Origin of the sequence: Bacillus sp. FSL W8-0848, assembly GCF_038007805.1 — a bacterium.
Lineage (GTDB): Bacteria > Bacillota > Bacilli > Bacillales > Bacillaceae > Bacillus > Bacillus glycinifermentans.
This window is the reverse complement of the sequence record NZ_JBBOYB010000001.1, coordinates 3,505,539-3,522,510: the sequence shown is the minus strand read 5'-3', so window position 1 is coordinate 3,522,510 and position 16,972 is coordinate 3,505,539. Positions and strand designations below refer to the sequence as shown.

Here is a 16,972-nt window from a genome sequence, read left to right as displayed (position 1 = left end):
ATGAGGCCGCTCAACCAGCGGACGGTTGTCAGCATCGTATATGTCACGGCGATGTTTATGGCCGCGATGGACGCGAGCGTCGTCAACTTGGCGCTGCCGGCCATCATGAAAGAATTTCAGGCGCCCCCGCCGGACGCCGGCATCGTCAATATCGGCTACCTGGTCAGCCTCGCCGTATGTCTTCCGATTGCCGGATGGCTTGGCGACCGTTGGGGTACCAAGCGGATCTTTTCGATAGCGCTTGGGATGTTCACTGCGGCCTCTCTATTATGCGGGCTTGCTGAACATCTTGCGGCTTTAAATCTATTCCGCATCATCCAGGGAGCCGGCGGAGGACTGATCACTCCTGTAGGAATGGCGATTTTGTTCAGGACGTTCCCGCCGGAAGAACGGCCAAAGATTTCGCGTGTTCTCGTTCTTCCGGTTGCCGTGGCTCCCGCGCTCGGGTCGATCATCAGCGGGTTTTTTACGGATCAGCTGTCATGGCGCTGGATTTTCTTCATTAACGTTCCGATTGGATTGATCATTCTGCTGTTTGGTCTGTTATGTCTTGACGAGCATATGGAATCAGATGCCGGAACATTCGATCTGCCCGGCTTTCTCCTCTCAGCCCCGGGAATGGCGCTTGCGGTGTTTGCGCTCAGCCGGGGGCCGGCGGACGGATTCGGGTCGCCTGCTGTGCTTGCCGCCGGAATCGGGGGACTCGTTTTGCTGACGGCCCTTGTATTGGTCGAGCTTCGCGCTCGGCATCCGCTGCTCAATCTGCGTTTGCTGGCGGACCGGGTTTTTGGAATGATGAGTATTGTATCGCTGTTCTCGGCGGCCGGACTGCTTGGCATGCTTTACGTGTTTCCGCTGATGTATCAGGAGGTGCTGAATCACTCGGCGCTGGATACCGCCTTGATTACGTTTCCCGAAGCGCTGGGGCTGATGCTCGCTTCTCAGCTCATGCCCCGGTCGCTTTCAAAGCTTGGGCCGCGCCGGCTGATCTCTGCCGCATTGTTATGTGCGTCTGTGCTGTTTGGCCTCCTCAGTTTGACAGGGCCTGGAACAAACACGTGGTTTCTGAGAATGCTGCTGTTTTTGGCCGGCTTTTTCTTAGGCCATGCTGTCGGTGCTGTTCAGGTCACTTCTTTTGCCAACATCTCTTCAGCTTCAATGGGGCGGGCGACGACATTGTTCAATGTACAGAATCGGCTCGGCTCTGCTTTAGGCGTCGCGATCATGTCCTGCCTCCTTGCTGTCATGAGCCGGCATACGGAAGGGGAGCTGCCGGACCTTGCGGCATACAGGACGGCTTTGCTTGGTGCGTCAGCGCTCCTTATTGCTGCTTTTTGCTTCGCGCTTGGCATCCGTGACGCTGACGCCGCCCCCGGCATGGGTGCGCGCTCCTCATCAGCAGCCCGCGATGAACGGACGGCGGGAAACAGCAAATAGAAAAAATCCCCCTGGGAAATCCCGGGGGGATTCAATTTGTCCTGCTACAAAATCGGAGACAGGAGAATCGAAATCGCTTCCTTGAAGCGAATGCTTCTGCTCCGGTTTTGATAATCTTCATAGGTGAGCTCCTTCGATACTTGCAGATCATTTACGAATGACAGCACAAGGTTTCTGGCAATTTCCTCGTCATATAAAAAGGCATTCACTTCAAAATTCAGCTTAAAGCTCCTCATGTCGATATTTGCCGTTCCGACTGAAGAAATTTCCTCATCGACAACGATCGTTTTTGCATGAATAAAGCCATTATCATAAATGAATACAGAGGCGCCCGCCTTGAGCAGCTCGCCGATATAAGAAAGAGTCGCCCAATAGACGAAAGGGTGGTCAGGCTTGTTCGGGATCATGATTCTGACGTCAACTCCTGACAGGCAGGCGATTCTGAGAGCGTCAAGAAGGCTTGCGTCAGGGATGAAATAAGGCGTTTGAATCAATATGGACCGCTTGGCGTTTGAAATCATTTTAATGTAGCCGTTTTTAATCTGCTCCCATTCCGAATCCGGGCCGCTTGTGACGATCTGCATGCCGATGTTTCCGTGAGAGCCGCACTCCGGGAAAAGATTCGGCTTGTATGTAATGTCATGGCGGTGGGAGGCCTGATTCCAGTCAAGGATAAAACGCGTTTGAATCGAATGGACGGCCGTTCCTTTGATTCGAAGGTGCGTATCCCGCCAATAGCCGAATGCGGGATTCAGGCCAAGGTACTCATCCCCGACATTAAATCCGCCGACATAGCCGATGAACCCGTCGATGATGACCAGCTTCCGGTGATTGCGGTAGTTCATGCGCAAATTGATAAATCGAAACCGCGAAGGAAAAAAGACTTCGACATAGCCTCCGGCCTTTTTCAGCTCTTTAAAAAAGCTTTTCCGCAGTCTTCTTGATCCCAATTCATCATAAAGAACGCGGACTTCGACGCCTTCCTTTGCTTTTTTGATCAGCGCGTCGCGCAGCTTCTTTCCGATTTGATCGCCTTTATAAATGTAGTATTGCAAATGAATGTGGTCTTTGGCATTTTCAATATCACGAAGAAGCCGATCGAACTTTTGGCGCCCGTCGGTTAAGAGCTCGACGGCATTATCTTCCGTAAACACGGCGTGATTATTAATGATGTGCATATAAATTAAATCTTTGCTGTCCGCCGTCGCCTTGTTCCGAAATTGGAATTCCCGATTTTTCAATTTGGCGAGCTGCTGATCCAATATTTTCTCAATCCCGATCTTTTTCTGGTCTTCCCAGTAAAAGAGGTGCTTGCGTTTTAAATTATGGCCGAACAATAAATAAAGGATGAAGCCGAGCACCGGGATAAAGAAGAGAACCAGAAGCCAGGCCCAAGAGGCGCTTGCATCGCGGCGCTCCCTGAAGATCACAACGATGGCCAGCAGCGTGTTTAAAACTAATACAAAACCGAGAAATATCGATGTGATGCTAATATTTTTAATAATATCCATGTTGAACCTCACAAAGACGGATTTGTTTTGATACATTCCATTTATATCAGTAACTTATCTTTCAGGCAACCATGTCATGTTATACGAGAAAAAAGCAGGAAGGTTTCTTTAAAAAGGGAGCTATAAGGCAAAAAACTGTAAAACATGTTAGAACTAAGTTACGATATAAATATAAAAAGCACGAATTTCTGTTGTAACATTCAAGCAGGAGGGATGTTTATGGATCTTGAAACATTTAATCAAATGCCCGCCTTTATGAGAAAAGAAATGGAAAACCTGAAACAGGTTGCTGCCCCGATATTAAAGAAACGGCTGATCTTTCTTTTTACAGCGGTTCCGCTGCTCGTTATCTCTCTCGTTTATCTGTCATCTTTCTGGGGAGAGACTCGTTTCGGTACGGAAACCTTCATCAAAATCGGTATCGCCGCATTAGGCGCAGCCTTTGGAATGGCCTTGATCAGAGAGTCGTCATATCAAAAAAGAAATGTCCAGCAAAAGGTGTTTCAGTATATTCTCGAACGGATGCAAAAAAGCGAAGTGCTTTCCGATGAGCGGAAAAACCGCTATGTCACGGCGGTAAAAGAGCAGCCGTTTACGGTGATGAGCAATTTCATGGAGTTTTTAAATGAAGAAGAAAGCAGAAGGCAGCGCCTTGCTGAATAGTAAAACGAAAAAGAGCTGACGGACAGCTCTTTTTTGCGTTGTAACGTCAAGATGCCCCGGCTTCATTCAATTCTTTCCCCAATATTTTTAAATCGTAGCGATTGCCGTCCATCTCGGCGATCCCCGGAAAATGCCCCCATTCGGAAAACCCGTGTTTTTGAAAAAGGTTGATGCTCGGTTCATTATGGGCGAATATAAACGCCATCAATGAACGGATTCCAAGCCTCGGCGCTTGATCAAGCGCTTTTTTTAAAACGGCCGATCCCATTCCTTTTCCGCGGTGCGCTTCGTGAAGGTAGATGCTGACCTCTGCGGTTTTCGCGTATGCGGGCCGGCCGTAAAACGATTCAAAGCTGATCCAGCCGATGCACTCCTGCGCGTCGTTTTCGACGATATACAGCGGCCTTGCTTCGGTATGGCCCAAAAACCAGCCGAGCTTATCTTCAGCTGTCACAGGTTCTGTATCGGCCGTAACCATCCGGGAAGCAATGGTGGAATTATAAATGTCTACGACTGTGTGAAGGTCTTCTTTTTTGGCGATGCGCAATTTCATGATCTTATTCTGTCCTTTCTTGTCCGTTTTTATCGTAAGCGTCCGGTCCGGCCGGCTGCTAAAAATCTATTCAATAAAAAAAGTTTTTTTAAAATGTATATATTTTCTGAAAAGTGTTCAGAATGTTGCTGAGGTGATGAAAGCATGAAAGAGGAAGAAAAGAATCGTACTTCCAAAATCACAAAGCTGCAAAGGTTTTTTCGCAGACGCTGGGTATTCCCGGCCATCTATCTGATCAGTGCCGTCGTTGTTTTAACAGCTGTTCTTTGGTATCAATCAGCATCCAATAACGATGTGAAAGATAAGCTGGCGGATGATGGAAAGTCAGCCTACGACAACCGTGATGACGCGGTAGAAGTAGGAAAACCGGTCGAAAATGTCGCAATGCCGGTCATTGATTCTGAGAATGTAACCGTCGTGAAAAAATTCTTTGAAACAAATGCATCTAAAGAAGAGAAAGAAGCAGCACTTGTAAACTATGATAACACGTATAGCATGAGCAAAGGTATCGACTTGGCGGAGAAAGACGGAAAAACGTTCGATGTTTCCGCATCTCTCAGCGGTACTGTCATCAAGGCTGCTAAAGACCCAGTGTTGGGCTATGTTGTTGAAATCGAGCATGAAGACGGGCTGTCAACCGTGTATCAATCCCTTTCTGAAGTAAGCGTCAAGCAGGGTGACAAAATCGAGCAAAATCAAGTCATCGGAAAAGCAGGCAAAAACTTATACAATGAAGAAGGCGGAAACCATGTGCATTTTGAAATCCGCAAAGACGGAGTCGCTTTAAATCCGCTGAACTTCATGGACAAGCCGGTGTCAAGCATTGAAAAGGCAATGGAAAAGCAAGCTTCTGAAGTGAAAGAACCTGCCCAGCCTTCCGTTGAGGAAAAAGCAAAAACGGAAGAAAAAGCGAAAGACGACACTGAAGGGAAAACCAAAAGGGAAGATTCAACTGACGATTCAGGCGCTCAGGACGAGGACCAGACAAAAGATTCAACACAGCCGTAACACAAACCGTTTACGCCTATCAAATCAGATAGGCGTTTTTTTGTTACAATGTTTTAAAAAACCCGTATCAAATCGAAAGGGCAATCCGTTTATTAAAGTAAGAGGCCTCTTTAAGGAGTGTGAATTCATTCATGAATGAATTAAAGCAGAAAGCGCTGATGAAATACTGCATGATGATCACCGGTGATAAATGGGATGCAGAGGACTTGGCTCAGGACACGATCCTGAAATTAATGGAAATCAATCAAGCAGACGCCTCAGCCTGCTTATCAAAAAACGGTTGCAAAGCATAAATGGATTGACCTGCTTCGAAAAAGAAAGCGCGAATGCTTTCTTTCGGGTGCAGATCAGTCAGGAGAGCAGACGGAAGAAATAAGGGCTGCGGACGAATGCGAGCATCTGCTGAAACATCTCGCGGCCGAATTAACGCCGAAGCAATTAACGATCTTTTTGCTCAAAGACGTGTTTTCCTACCAGCTGCATGAAATCGCCGAAACGCTCGGCAAACCGGAATCATCCGTCAAATCGCTTTTATTCAGATCGCGCCAGCGTGTCAAAAGGCTTTCATCTGACGTTCTTCAGAGGGAGGCGATCAGGGAGAGCGGCTCAGAGCACGACAGGCTCTTGATCGACGCGATTGTGCGCCATGATCCGGACCGCCTGCTTGAATACGCGAAGCGGACCTGGCTTTCGAGCGCTTCGCAGCCGTCCTGCGTAAGCATGATGAGGTGTGCTGCCTAGGAGGCTGAAAGGCATGAACACCATTCCTTATGTTATTGAAAAAACAGCGGCAGGAGAAAGATCCTACGATATTTTTTCAAGGCTTTTGAAAGACCGCATCATTATGATCGGCTCTGAATTTACGGACGATCTCGCCAATCGCGTCACCGCCCAGCTGCTGTTTTTGTCGGCGGAGGACAATGAAAAGGACATTTCGGTCTATATCAACAGCCCCGGCGGATCAACCTCTGCCGGATATGCGATTTTAAATACGATGGAGTACGTGAAGCCGGATGTTCGCACGATCTGCGTCGGGATGGCGGCTTCGATGGGGGCGATCATCCTTGCGGGCGGAACGAAGGGAAAGAGGTTTGCCCTTAAAAACAGCGAAATCATGATCCACCAGCCGCTCGGCGGCGTCAAAGGACAGGCGACGGACATGGAGATTTCCGCGAGGCGGATCATCAAGCTGAAGGACAAAATCCAGCAGTTCTTCCATGAAAGGACGGGTCAGCCGCTTGAAAAACTAAAAGAAGACATGGAACGCGACTATTTTATGGATGCCGAAGAAGCGAAGGCTTACGGTATTGTTGATGCAGTTTTGTAAAAAATAATCTTTAGAACCTTATGGTATTCAACATGTTTCCTTTTAGAAAAGTTTTGACGCATACCTCTCAATTGTAACTATGCGATATTGAAATCCTTTGAAAATCCCCCCTGCTTTGTATAAATAATAGGCTTTCATTATTAACAATAAGGGGGGATTTCATGGTTATTATAGTAGCATGAACTTTTGTACAGATGTCATCGTGTTCACATAAATCAAGAGATTTACCGCTGAGGGGTAACTTTACTTTTTAGCTTTCTTGGGAGGAGATATGCTGTACGATTTCTATCTAAGAAAACTATAAAAATGAATGAGGATGAATGATAAAAAGTCCGTGAACTTTTAATCATTCATCCTCAATTCGTAGTTTTGCAGTAAATGGTTTTTAAAGGATTTCAGATAAAATCAAAAGCTAAGCTTTTATGATTCTAATCTGTCACTAATTTTAATGCTGAACAGTAATATAATGTTGCAGCTCTCCATGCCAATCTTTATATCCCCAGCTCTGTGCTACAATTACATCATACTTGCCTGCCGGGATATTTTTTGTTGAAAAAACTGCCTTGAAATTACGGGTACCGATCTTATGATCTACATCTATCATTTTTACCGGGGTAGTTCGGCCCTTTTTATACAGATATACTACATAACCATTGTCATTATCCTCACGCAAAGTGCCTGTGACAACAATAGAAGTAGCGTGCTTTGAATATGTATTAGCATCTGTTTTAAATTTAATTGCCCCTTTTGAATTCATAGCAAATGCTTCTGAATTACCAGCGAAACATTGAACCAGCAAAAGAGCAGCTGTAAACAATGGCATTGCAATTTTTTTCAATTTAAACTCCCTTTCTTTGCTAATTTAGCGACTACGTTATATTAACATATTTACTAAAATAATCAATGAAAATAGAAAAAAATTCTACATCATTAATTTATTTTCCCTGAGAACGGTTTTTAGATAAGTAAAGACTTTAAGTCATGAAATTCAAGTTGAAGGACTTGGAAGAACAATTTAATGAGACAAGCAAGAATAGCAATAATATTTCTTTCGGGAATCGTGTTGTTCAATCTGGGTAATACAAACAGGCTATAGAGATAACCTATTATTAGTTGAATTATTTTACCGGCACCCACACGCAACGATTATATTAGTAATCTAATACCGAGCCAAAGTGATCGTCAGAAATGATTTTTATTGGGCTTGAAAAAAGAAGTTGTCTAAGCTTTTGGGTATCTGTTCCAATCTGCCGGAAAAGATTTTTGAAAAATAAATTCAAGTTGTTATGTTTGCCATTCTAAACAAAAAACAGCTCCCGGACTGGTTGCGCCGGGAGCTTCACTCATTTATAAAGCGTCGGGCCCTTCTTCGCCCGTACGGATGTTGATCGTGTTTTGAATTTCGTAAATGAAGATTTTGCCGTCTCCGGGTTCGCCGGTTTTGAGCACCTTTTGCGCCGTCTCGGCGACCTTTTCGACAGGCACCTTGCTGACGACGATTTCGACTTTTAAGCGTTCATATACATTGCTTTCCCGCTTGACGCCGCGGTAAAGCTCCGTATGTCCTTTTTGCAGGCCGCATCCGTGGACATTATAAAATGTAATGGAAGTTACCCCGATTTTGGCCAGTTCGGTTTTCAGCTCTTCAAAGTTTGTAGGACGCGTTACGATTTCAACCTTATACATTTGACCGCTCATTCCATCACTCCCTGACAATTAATCTTGATACGCTTTTTCGCCGTGCATCGTAAGGTCGAGCCCGAGAGACTCTTCCTCTTCGGTTGCACGAAGCTTAAAGAAAATGCTGACTACTTTTATAATAACGTAAGTGACAATTGCAACAAACACATATGTTGAGAGAATCGCAATCAGCTGTTTCCAAAGCAGGCTGATGTCTCCGTAGAACAGGCCGTCGGCTCCGTTCGAATTAACCGATGTAGTGGCAAACAAGCCCGTTGCAATGCCTCCCCACGTTCCGCCGATTCCGTGAAGGCCGAATGCGTCAAGCGCATCGTCATAGCCGAATTTCTTCTTGAGAGAAAACACGCCCCAGAAACAGACGGCGCCGCCTACAAATCCGATAAAAACAGAAGCGAACGGAGTGACGAAACCGGCGGCCGGTGTAATTGCGACAAGTCCCGCAATGGCGCCGGAGACCGCTCCGAGCATTGTCGGTTTTTTATTGATCAGCCATTCGATCAGGACCCAGCCGATCACTCCGGCGGCCGCCGCCGTATTGGTGTTGATAAAAGCGGTCATCGCCACTTCATCAAGTGTCAGTGCGCTTCCGACGTTAAACCCGAACCACCCGAACCAGATCAGCGCCGCGCCCAGCAATGTCAAAAGCAAATTGTGGGGCGCCGTGTCGCTGATGTTTTTCCGCTTGCCGAGAACGATCGCAACGACAAGTCCGGCGACGCCTGATGAAATGTGGACGACGTTTCCGCCCGCGAAATCAAGGGCTCCCAGTTCTGCAAGCCAGCCTCCGCCCCATACCCAGTGGGCGACAGGAGAGTAGACAAGCACGACCCACAGCACAGAAAACAGAATAAAGGCCGGAAAACGCATCCGTTCAGCAAAGCTTCCGGAAATAATCGCTGTCGTGAGCACAGCGAACGTCAATTGGAACATCATATAGAGTGTATGCGGGATCGTCTCCGAATAATCGGAATTCGGGTCAAATCCGACTCCGTTCAGCCCGAGCCATTCAAAACCTCCGATCAGGGGATTCCCCGGTGCGAAAGCGAGAGAATATCCGAACAAAATCCATATGACCGATACGATGGCGATCGATGACAAACTGTGCATCACCGTGCTCAGCACGTTTTTGCTTCTTACCAGTCCCCCGTAAAATAAAGCGATGCCCGGCGTCATCAGCCACACGAGCAGAGCGCAAAAGAACATGAATACTGTATCCCCCATCTGCATGTTACATTCCTCCGTCGTAAAAAGTGATGTTTTTTTCAATTATAGTGATAAAAGAACGATATCATGACGAACATGTAAGATTTCCTAACATGGTTTTTTGGGAGAAAAGCAGCGGGAGGGGAAACGGTTCGCCTGAGACAAGAGTCAGAAACCGCCTCAATCAGCCTTTGTCACTTCGATCCAGACGATCCGGTGGCCGTCCATTTCTTTCGTTTTAAAATTGTAGCCGTCGCATTGAATCTCGGTCCCGGGCCCGGTGTCGACGTTTTGTGTCAGAAACCAGCCGCCGATTGTATCGATTTCTTCATCTGACAAGTGGATCCCAAGCAGGTCGTTTACATCGCTGACAAGCACTTTGGCGTTCAGGATGTAGTGGTCTTCTTTGATTTTGCGAATGTCTGACACTTCCTCGGTATCAAACTCATCGCGTATGTCGCCGACGATTTCCTCGATGATGTCTTCAATCGTTACAAGACCGGACGTTCCTCCGTATTCATCGACGAGAATCGCCATATGTGTGCGCTCTTTCCTCATTTTGGCGAACAGCTGATAGACGGGAATCGTTTCGATCACGCGAATGACGGGATGGATAAACTTCTTAAGCTGGCCGGTTTCAAAGGAAGCCTTGCCCGCAAGCTCAGCGAGCAGCCATTCTTTTATGTTGATCATCCCGATGATGTGGTCCTTGTCTTCCTGTACCACCGGAAACCGGGTATGCTTCGTTTTCTTGATCAGCCATATTGCTTTTTCCGTACCGTCTTCAAGAGACAAGACGGTCATTTCATTCCGGGGAACCATGATTTCTTTTGCCATCCGTTCGTCGAACCTGAAAATGTTGTTCACGTATTTTAATTCGTTTTGATTAATTTCTCCGCTTTGGTAGCTTTCAGACAAAAGGGTTCTCAGCTCTTCCTCCGTATAGGCCAATTCGTGCCCTGCGGCCGGCTTTAACCCGAACATTCCGGTGATGACGCGGGCCGATTGATTGAGCAGCCAAATAAACGGAAACATTACCCTGTAAAACAAGATCATCGGCCTTGCAAACAGCAGCGTGATGTTCTCCGCTTTCTGGATGGCGAACGTTTTAGGCGCGAGTTCGCCGATGACCACGTTCAAATAGGTGACGATCAAAAAAGCGGCCAAAAACGTGAGCACGTGCGTGACAGACTCATGCAAGCCGAGTGCTGCAAAAACGGGATGCAGCAGGCTCTGCATCGTCGGTTCACCGAGCCATCCGAGGCCGAGCGCCGTCACCGTTATCCCGAGCTGACAGGCCGATAAGTATTCATCAAGATGTGAGGTTACTTCTTTTGCGGCAAGCGCCCCCTTTCTTTTTTCCACGATCAATTGGTCGATCTTTGTCCTTCTTACTTTTACGATGGCGAATTCAACCGCTACGAAAAACCCCGTAAGCGCGATTAAAATCGCCACTGCCGCCAGTTTTACAAAATCCAATGCAAGGCCTTCCGAAACAGAAGGCGCACACCTCCTTTTTTCGAATCATTATCATATTGGCTCCATACCACATGCGGTTGCAGAGCAAACATCAGGTTTAGTTTCGGGGGCTGCGGGCAAAGAACAATAAGCGAAGGTGAACAGGAGGATATGAGATATGAAGATTGCTTATGGAGACGGATGGAATTGGTATCAGCTCGGCCCTCAGGAAAAAACAAAAGCGCTTGAGCTTATCCATTCCGAACACTGGCCGGAATGCCGGAAATGGTTTCAAGGCGTTCCTTCGGAAAACGTAAATTGTCTGGATATCGACGTTGTGTCCGCTGATCATGAGGCGCTGTACGGCTCCCTGATTTATCAGCAGGATGCGAAAGAAGAGCACGACCGTTCTGTTTTCCACTTTTACGTGACAATGGACTATTTTTTTACGATGAACTTCGATTTTTCTGTTTTTGGAGGCTTCAGCGATAAGCGGATGCGGCATCGGCTCAAACGGTGCAAGAATGCGCCGGAGGCGTTTTTGGTGCTCGCGGGGGAATTGGTGCACGCGTATTTCAAGGAGCTTGAGCAGTTTGAAAACAACCTTCGAACATTAAAATGGAAATTTCATCATGATAACAATAAAAGCATCATCGAGGCGATCCACAAGCTGCGCCATGAGCTATTGATCATGAAAAGCCTTGTGATGACGATGAAAAAAGTCGCGATGGCCATTCAGGAAACATTTGTATTCAAAAACTTTGACGAAGCCGAACAGCGCCGGACGTTTTGCGAGATTGACAGAGTGCTGATGCTGATCAAGGACTATGCAGGCGATATTAATTATCTGCTCCATTCCGAAGAAGTGGTGACATCCCACAGGGGAAATGAGATTTTTAAAGCTTTGACGATTTTCACGACGTTATTTACGCCTGTTACGGCTTTCGGCGCGCTGTGGGGAATGAATTTCAAACATATGCCCGAACTGTCTTTCAAGCACGGCTATTTGTATTCGCTGATTTTGATAGCGGCTTCAACCGTGCTGGTTTATCTGTATTTGAAAAAGAAAGGATGGACCGGTGATTTGTTGAAGGATAAAAAGAAATATATCAAAAAGAAAGAGTACTTTTAAAGACGTTTAAGAGACGTTTTTTTCGGAAAAGCACATACTACACCAATGATAAAGGAGGAATCCAAAGTGAAGCTGAAAGACTTGATGACACCGAATGCCGAGTGCTGCGAACCTTCCGCATCCGTTACAGAAATTGCAGGGAAAATGCGCGACCAAAATGTCGGCTCCATCCCGGTTTGCGAGAATGGCAAATTGGTAGGAATCGTGTCAGACCGCGATATCGTAATTAGATGCGTCGCCGAAAATGTCATTGAGGCACCTGCACGGGATATCATGAGCACAGAATTGGTGACGGGTGATCCAGAGATGACGGCGGAGGAAGCCGGCGATCTGATGGCTGAGCATCAAATTCGCAGGCTGCCGATCGTGGAAAATGAACGGCTGGTCGGAATCGTTGCGCTGGGGGACCTTTCGGTGACAAATGCTGCGGATCAGAAAGCGGGAGAAGCTTTAAGCGAAATATCAAAACCGGCTTAAACGTTGAGGAAGAGCGTATCTGCGCTCTTCCTTTTGTCATATTTTTAGCGCACCCGCCGAAGCGGCCAGCATACAACGTGCTGCCTTTTGGCGTAATGGAGGAGCGGAGCGGTATCCGGCAGAGTGAGACCGCTTGCCGAAGCTGCGCTATTTTGGGAAAAGACGGCTTCAGCCTGCTGGAGCCTCCATTGCGGGTGATGGATGTCTTCATAATAGATTCGGCTGCTATGTACGGTGTATAGCCGATACCTTTCAGTCAGCCAGTATTCGATTGTGCCTTTTCGGGAGGTGAAGGAGTCTGACAGCGGACCGTAACGGGCGTAAAAGGCCGCTTTTCCATCCGGCCTTCTGCTGGAAAAACGAACACGCCTTCCTTCATGAACAAAGTCCATGCCGGCATGATAATACGGCAGGCGGAAAAATGTGCGCGCGCCTAAAACGGCGAAGCGGGAGGCTGCATCAAGGCTGAAGAAATAAACGCCCGGTATCCCTTGATAGGTGACGTACGTTCGGACATTCAGCTCAGGAAACCGGCTGAAAAAAGGGATGGGCGGCAAAAAGCGCGGCCGCAGATTCGTCAGCAGAAAAGGAAGAATCCCGATCCAGGCCTTTCCGTTGAACGTCTCCAGTTCTAAGGCGGCCGGTATTTTTTCGCGAATCGCCTCAGGCTCGGCAGGCCAATGGGCGAACAATACATCATTCCACGTCTGAGCCATCATACAGGGTCCTTTTGGAAGCGGGAACGGCCTGTGCGATGTGTCCGGCATCACAAGCGACACTCTCCTTTTTTGTTTATTATGTATAAAATGGTCTTTTTTAAACGATCAAACCGGCGCATTTTGCGGTTTTACTTCTCTCTTCGCGGGATATATCAAATACAGGTTCAAAAATAAGCGAAGGAGAGTGACTGAATTGTTCAAACATTCGAAGGTTCTTCAATATCCGGCAAAACCTGATAAGCCGGATCCCGTTTTTGCCAAGAAGATGCAGGAGATTCTCGGCGGGCAGTACGGTGAAATTTCGGTGGCGATGCAGTATCTGTTTCAGGGCTGGAACACGAGAGGCAACGAAGCATACAAGGATTTGCTCATGGATACGGCAGCTGAAGAAATCGGTCACGTCGAAATGATCGCAACGATGATTGCGAGGTTGCTGGAAGACGCACCCGTCTACGAGCAGGAGAAAGCTGCGGAAGATCCGGTGATCGGTTTTGTCATGGGGGGGATGAACCCTCATCATGCCATCGTGTCAGGGCTCGGCGCTATGCCGGAAAGCAGCACAGGCGTCCCTTGGAATGCGGGTTATATCGTCGCCAGCGGAAATCTACTTGCCGACATGCGCGCAAACGTCAATGCGGAATCACAGGGCAGGCTGCAGGTGGCCAGACTGTACGAAATGACCGATGACAAAGGCGTAAAGGATATGCTCGGCTTTCTGTTGGCGCGCGATACGATGCATCAGAACCAGTGGATTGCTGCAATCAGGGATTTAGAAGAGAAAGAAGGCGTTGTCGTGCCTGGCACGCTTCCGAAAGAATGTGAGAAAGAAAAATTTGCACATACGCTGTATAACTTTTCAGAAGGAGAAGAAAGCGCCGGGCTTGATTGGCTGAAGGGAGATGCGCCGGACGGAGCGCCGTTCGAATACGAGAACGGTCCTGTCGCCTACGGAGAAAAACCTGAGTTGAAGCCCGCTCCAAAACAGAGCCACAACACGCCTCCCGCTGATGAACGATTTTAAGAGCCGAACGGCTCTTTTTCTTTTTAAAAAAATTCAAATTTCCGCTCAAATATTATAAAATAAGTGACAGGTTTGCAGATCTTTTCATTGTCAGGTAAGCTAACTATAAAAAACAAGTAAGGAGTCATATCATGAGTAAAGTTCTTATTTTTGGGCACAAAAACCCGGACACGGATACGATTTGTTCAGCGATTGCATATGCCGAACTGAAAAAAAAGCTCGGCGTTGATGCAGAACCCGTCCGTTTAGGCGAAATCAACGGCGAAACCCAATATGCGCTCGATCAATTCAAAGCGGAAGTTCCGCGCCTTGTCGAGACCGTTGCCAACGAAACGGACAGCGTCATCCTTGTTGACCATAATGAGCGCCAGCAAAGCGTCAATGATCTGGATCAGGTGCGCGTGCTTGAAGTCATTGACCACCACCGGATCGCCAATTTTGAAACGAGTGATCCATTGTACTACCGCGCTGAGCCTGTAGGATGCACGGCGACGATTTTAAAAAAGCTTTATAAAGAAAACGGAGTCGATATTGAAAAAGGAACGGCCGGACTCATGCTGTCTGCGATCATCTCAGACTCGCTGTTATTTAAATCTCCGACTTGTACGGATGAAGACGTAAAAGCGGCGAAAGAATTGGCTGAAATTGCAGGAGTTGACGCTGAAAGCTACGGCCTGGACATGCTGAAAGCCGGTGCTGACCTGAGCGCAAAAACGATTCCGCAGCTTCTCTCGCTCGATGCCAAAGAATTTACGATGGGCAGCCATAAAGTAGAGATTGCCCAGGTGAATACGGTCGACACGAACGATGTCCTTTCCCGCAAAGAAGAGGTCGAAGCAGAGCTCGCAAAAGTGGTTGCTGAAAAAGGATTGGATTTATTCGTCTTTGTCGTAACGGACATTTTAACGAATGATTCGGTTGTCGTCGTTTCAGGACAAGCCGCACAGGCCGTTGAAAAAGCGTTCAACGTCACATTGGCGGATAATACAGCGACATTAAAAGGCGTCGTTTCCCGTAAAAAACAAATCGTTCCGCCGCTTACAGAAGCATTAAAAGGATAATAAAAATAAGCCCGGACATCGTGATATGCTCCCCTAAAGGTAGACAGATGAAATAAAAAAATCTGTTTGCCTTGGGGGAGTTTTTTCATGGCTGGAAAATGGTTTTCAAAAGAAGAAAAATTGAATATTCTATCAGAATGTGATCAGGGCAATAATTCGGTGAAGGAGATCGCAGAAAAATATGGCATTCATGCCGAAACGATTCGTGAATGGAGAACATCGCATGATATGGCGGGTGTGGAGAGTTTGGAACGTTCAAAGCGCCATAAGTTCTATCCCGCAGAATTAAAATACAATGCCGTGAAAGACTTCTTATCCGGACGCTACTCTCAAAGAGAAATCTCGAGAAAATATAAGATTTCCAGTAAATCCGTACTCATGAAGTGGGTTGAGCTTTATAATGGTCATAAAACGTTAAAAGACAGCGGGAGAGGAAGGAATCGTTTGATGACCAAACGGAAGAACGTTTCATTGGAAGAACGGATTGAGATTGCGAAGGATTGTCTAGCTCATGGAAAGGACTACGCCAGATCAATGGAGATTCATCAAGTCTCCTACCAACAGGTGTATCAATGGGTGAAAAAGTATCAAGAAGGTGGAGAAGAAGCCTTAAAAGATACACGGGGAAAACGCAAAACCGAAGAAGAACTGACACCTGAAGAAAAAATTCAACGGGAAAACAAACGGCTGGAACAGGAAAATGAGCGTTTGCGCGCAGAGAATGCGTTCTTAAAAAAGTTGGAAGAGATCAAAAGGAGGCGGTTCTAAGTCAGGTTCGGTACGAAGATCGATATCTCGCCATTTTAGAGCTGAATCGAAAAGAAGGCTTTTCTGTCCAAATGTTATGTGAGATTGCCGAAGTTTCGCGCCAGGGGTATTACAAATGGAGGAGCCGAGTACCTTCAGCGAGAGAAAAACAGAATGAAAAGATTATCGCCAAAATGGCGCTACTTCACGAACAAATTGGCGGTATCTACGGATACCGCAGAATGACCTTAAACATGAACCGCCGCTTTAAAGAGCGCCTCAATCATAAGCGCATCTATCGGCTGATGAAAATTGCCAAGCTGGAGTGTGTCATTCGGCGGAAGAAAAAACGTTACGGCAAAGCGACGCCTCAACATGTGTCCGAAAATATCCTGAATCGAGAGTTTAAAGCGGACAAACCAAATCAAAAATGGGTGACTGATGTGACAGAGCTAAAATACGGCCATCGGAAAGCGTACCTCAGTGCCATTTTAGATCTTCATGAGGGAATGGTCGTGTCTTATGTGCTGGGGAAATCCAATAATAACGCCCTTGTGTTTAAAACCTTGAACCAAGCGCTTGAGGCAGCCCCAAACGCACGTCCTCTCCTTCACAGCGACAGAGGTTTTCAATACACGTCCCACCAGTTTAGAAGGATGATTGAAAACGCAAATATGACACAGAGTATGTCCCGCGTCGGCCGCTGTATTGATAACGGCCCCATTGAGTCGTTTTGGGGGAAATTAAAATGCGAGAAATACAGACGGAATTCGTACGAGACATTTGAGGCACTTCAAAGCGCAATTGATGAATATATCCACTTTTACAACCACGATCGTCTACAAGAAAAACTAAACGGCCTCAGCCCAGTGGAATACAGGGCTAAAGCCGTCTAGTGTGTTTTAGTTATTTCCACTGTCTACTTGACAGGGTGCAGATCATCGCCGTCCGGGC

General features: G+C 47.0%; 18 protein-coding genes. 11 read left to right on the top strand and 7 right to left on the bottom strand.

Features of this window, described 5'->3' with window-relative positions; genetic code table 11:
- Complete coding sequence (locus NSQ39_RS18635) at positions 1-1,437, top strand: MDR family MFS transporter (protein ID WP_175076699.1); 1,437 nt, start codon at positions 1-3, stop codon at positions 1,435-1,437.
- Between the two features lie 44 nt (positions 1,438-1,481).
- On the opposite strand, the gene cls is transcribed toward NSQ39_RS18635, so the two are convergent.
- Complete coding sequence (gene cls / locus NSQ39_RS18630; protein ID WP_175076709.1) at positions 1,482-2,930, bottom strand: cardiolipin synthase; 1,449 nt, start codon at positions 2,928-2,930, stop codon at positions 1,482-1,484.
- 237 nt (positions 2,931-3,167) lie between these two features.
- Between cls and NSQ39_RS18625 the strand changes: the two genes are divergently transcribed.
- Positions 3,168-3,611 carry a YwnF family protein gene (locus NSQ39_RS18625; RefSeq protein WP_046130342.1) on the top strand — a complete coding sequence of 148 codons (444 nt, stop codon included), beginning with the start codon at positions 3,168-3,170 and terminating at the stop codon, positions 3,609-3,611.
- Between the two features lie 46 nt (positions 3,612-3,657).
- On the opposite strand, the gene NSQ39_RS18620 is transcribed toward NSQ39_RS18625, so the two are convergent.
- Entirely contained in the window at positions 3,658-4,164 is a 507-nt protein-coding gene (locus NSQ39_RS18620; RefSeq protein WP_046130343.1) for a GNAT family N-acetyltransferase, read from the bottom strand.
- Positions 4,165-4,308: 144 nt separating this feature from the next.
- On the opposite strand from NSQ39_RS18620, the gene NSQ39_RS18615 reads away from it, so the two are divergent.
- From NSQ39_RS18615 to NSQ39_RS18600, 4 genes are all read left to right on the top strand, one after another.
- A complete protein-coding gene (locus tag NSQ39_RS18615; protein ID WP_046130344.1) occupies positions 4,309-5,172 on the top strand; it encodes a M23 family metallopeptidase in 864 nt (287 codons plus the stop codon).
- A gap of 131 nt (positions 5,173-5,303) precedes the next feature.
- Positions 5,304-5,465 (top strand): sigma factor, encoded by a 162-nt coding sequence (locus NSQ39_RS18610; RefSeq protein WP_236809793.1) that lies wholly within the window; start codon positions 5,304-5,306, stop codon positions 5,463-5,465.
- Positions 5,466-5,622: 157 nt separating this feature from the next.
- Entirely contained in the window at positions 5,623-5,913 is a 291-nt protein-coding gene (locus NSQ39_RS18605) for a sigma factor-like helix-turn-helix DNA-binding protein (RefSeq protein ID WP_236809795.1), read from the top strand.
- Positions 5,914-5,926: 13 nt separating this feature from the next.
- Entirely contained in the window at positions 5,927-6,499 is a 573-nt protein-coding gene (locus NSQ39_RS18600) for an ATP-dependent Clp protease proteolytic subunit (RefSeq protein ID WP_175076700.1), read from the top strand.
- Between the two features lie 445 nt (positions 6,500-6,944).
- Here the strand turns inward: NSQ39_RS18600 and NSQ39_RS18595 are convergent, their stop codons facing one another.
- The 4 genes from NSQ39_RS18595 to NSQ39_RS18580 form a co-directional block, all read right to left on the bottom strand.
- Positions 6,945-7,337 (bottom strand): hypothetical protein, encoded by a 393-nt coding sequence (locus tag NSQ39_RS18595; RefSeq protein WP_175076701.1) that lies wholly within the window; start codon positions 7,335-7,337, stop codon positions 6,945-6,947.
- A gap of 509 nt (positions 7,338-7,846) precedes the next feature.
- Positions 7,847-8,197, bottom strand: a complete 351-nt coding sequence (locus NSQ39_RS18590) for a P-II family nitrogen regulator (RefSeq protein WP_046130347.1) — start codon at positions 8,195-8,197, stop codon at positions 7,847-7,849.
- A gap of 18 nt (positions 8,198-8,215) precedes the next feature.
- Positions 8,216-9,427 (bottom strand): ammonium transporter, encoded by a 1,212-nt coding sequence (locus NSQ39_RS18585; RefSeq protein WP_175076702.1) that lies wholly within the window; start codon positions 9,425-9,427, stop codon positions 8,216-8,218.
- A gap of 156 nt (positions 9,428-9,583) precedes the next feature.
- A complete protein-coding gene (locus NSQ39_RS18580; RefSeq protein ID WP_175076703.1) occupies positions 9,584-10,882 on the bottom strand; it encodes a hemolysin family protein in 1,299 nt (432 codons plus the stop codon).
- A gap of 157 nt (positions 10,883-11,039) precedes the next feature.
- On the opposite strand from NSQ39_RS18580, the gene NSQ39_RS18575 reads away from it, so the two are divergent.
- A complete protein-coding gene (locus NSQ39_RS18575) occupies positions 11,040-11,993 on the top strand; it encodes a magnesium transporter CorA family protein (protein ID WP_175076704.1) in 954 nt (317 codons plus the stop codon).
- 66 nt (positions 11,994-12,059) lie between these two features.
- The gene (locus NSQ39_RS18570) at positions 12,060-12,470 is read left to right on the top strand and encodes a CBS domain-containing protein (RefSeq protein WP_046130351.1); all 411 of its coding nucleotides are present in this window, start codon (positions 12,060-12,062) and stop codon (positions 12,468-12,470) included.
- 44 nt (positions 12,471-12,514) lie between these two features.
- On the opposite strand, the gene NSQ39_RS18565 is transcribed toward NSQ39_RS18570, so the two are convergent.
- Entirely contained in the window at positions 12,515-13,237 is a 723-nt protein-coding gene (locus NSQ39_RS18565) for a YqjF family protein (RefSeq protein WP_175076705.1), read from the bottom strand.
- Between the two features lie 145 nt (positions 13,238-13,382).
- Here NSQ39_RS18565 and NSQ39_RS18560 point away from each other — a divergent pair, with 145 nt between their 5' ends.
- The 3 genes from NSQ39_RS18560 (at position 13,383) to NSQ39_RS18550 (ending at position 16,914) form a co-directional block, all read left to right on the top strand.
- On the top strand, positions 13,383-14,210 hold the full coding sequence (locus NSQ39_RS18560; RefSeq protein WP_216899296.1) for a manganese catalase family protein: 828 nt from the start codon (positions 13,383-13,385) through the stop codon (positions 14,208-14,210).
- 131 nt (positions 14,211-14,341) lie between these two features.
- A complete protein-coding gene (locus NSQ39_RS18555; RefSeq protein WP_175076706.1) occupies positions 14,342-15,271 on the top strand; it encodes a manganese-dependent inorganic pyrophosphatase in 930 nt (309 codons plus the stop codon).
- A gap of 87 nt (positions 15,272-15,358) precedes the next feature.
- A protein-coding gene (locus NSQ39_RS18550) for an IS3 family transposase (protein ID WP_341014364.1) occupies positions 15,359-16,914 on the top strand; the annotation gives its coding sequence in 2 pieces (ribosomal slippage) (positions 15,359-16,016 and positions 16,016-16,914; 1,557 coding nt in all).
- Positions 16,915-16,972 lie beyond the last annotated feature (58 nt).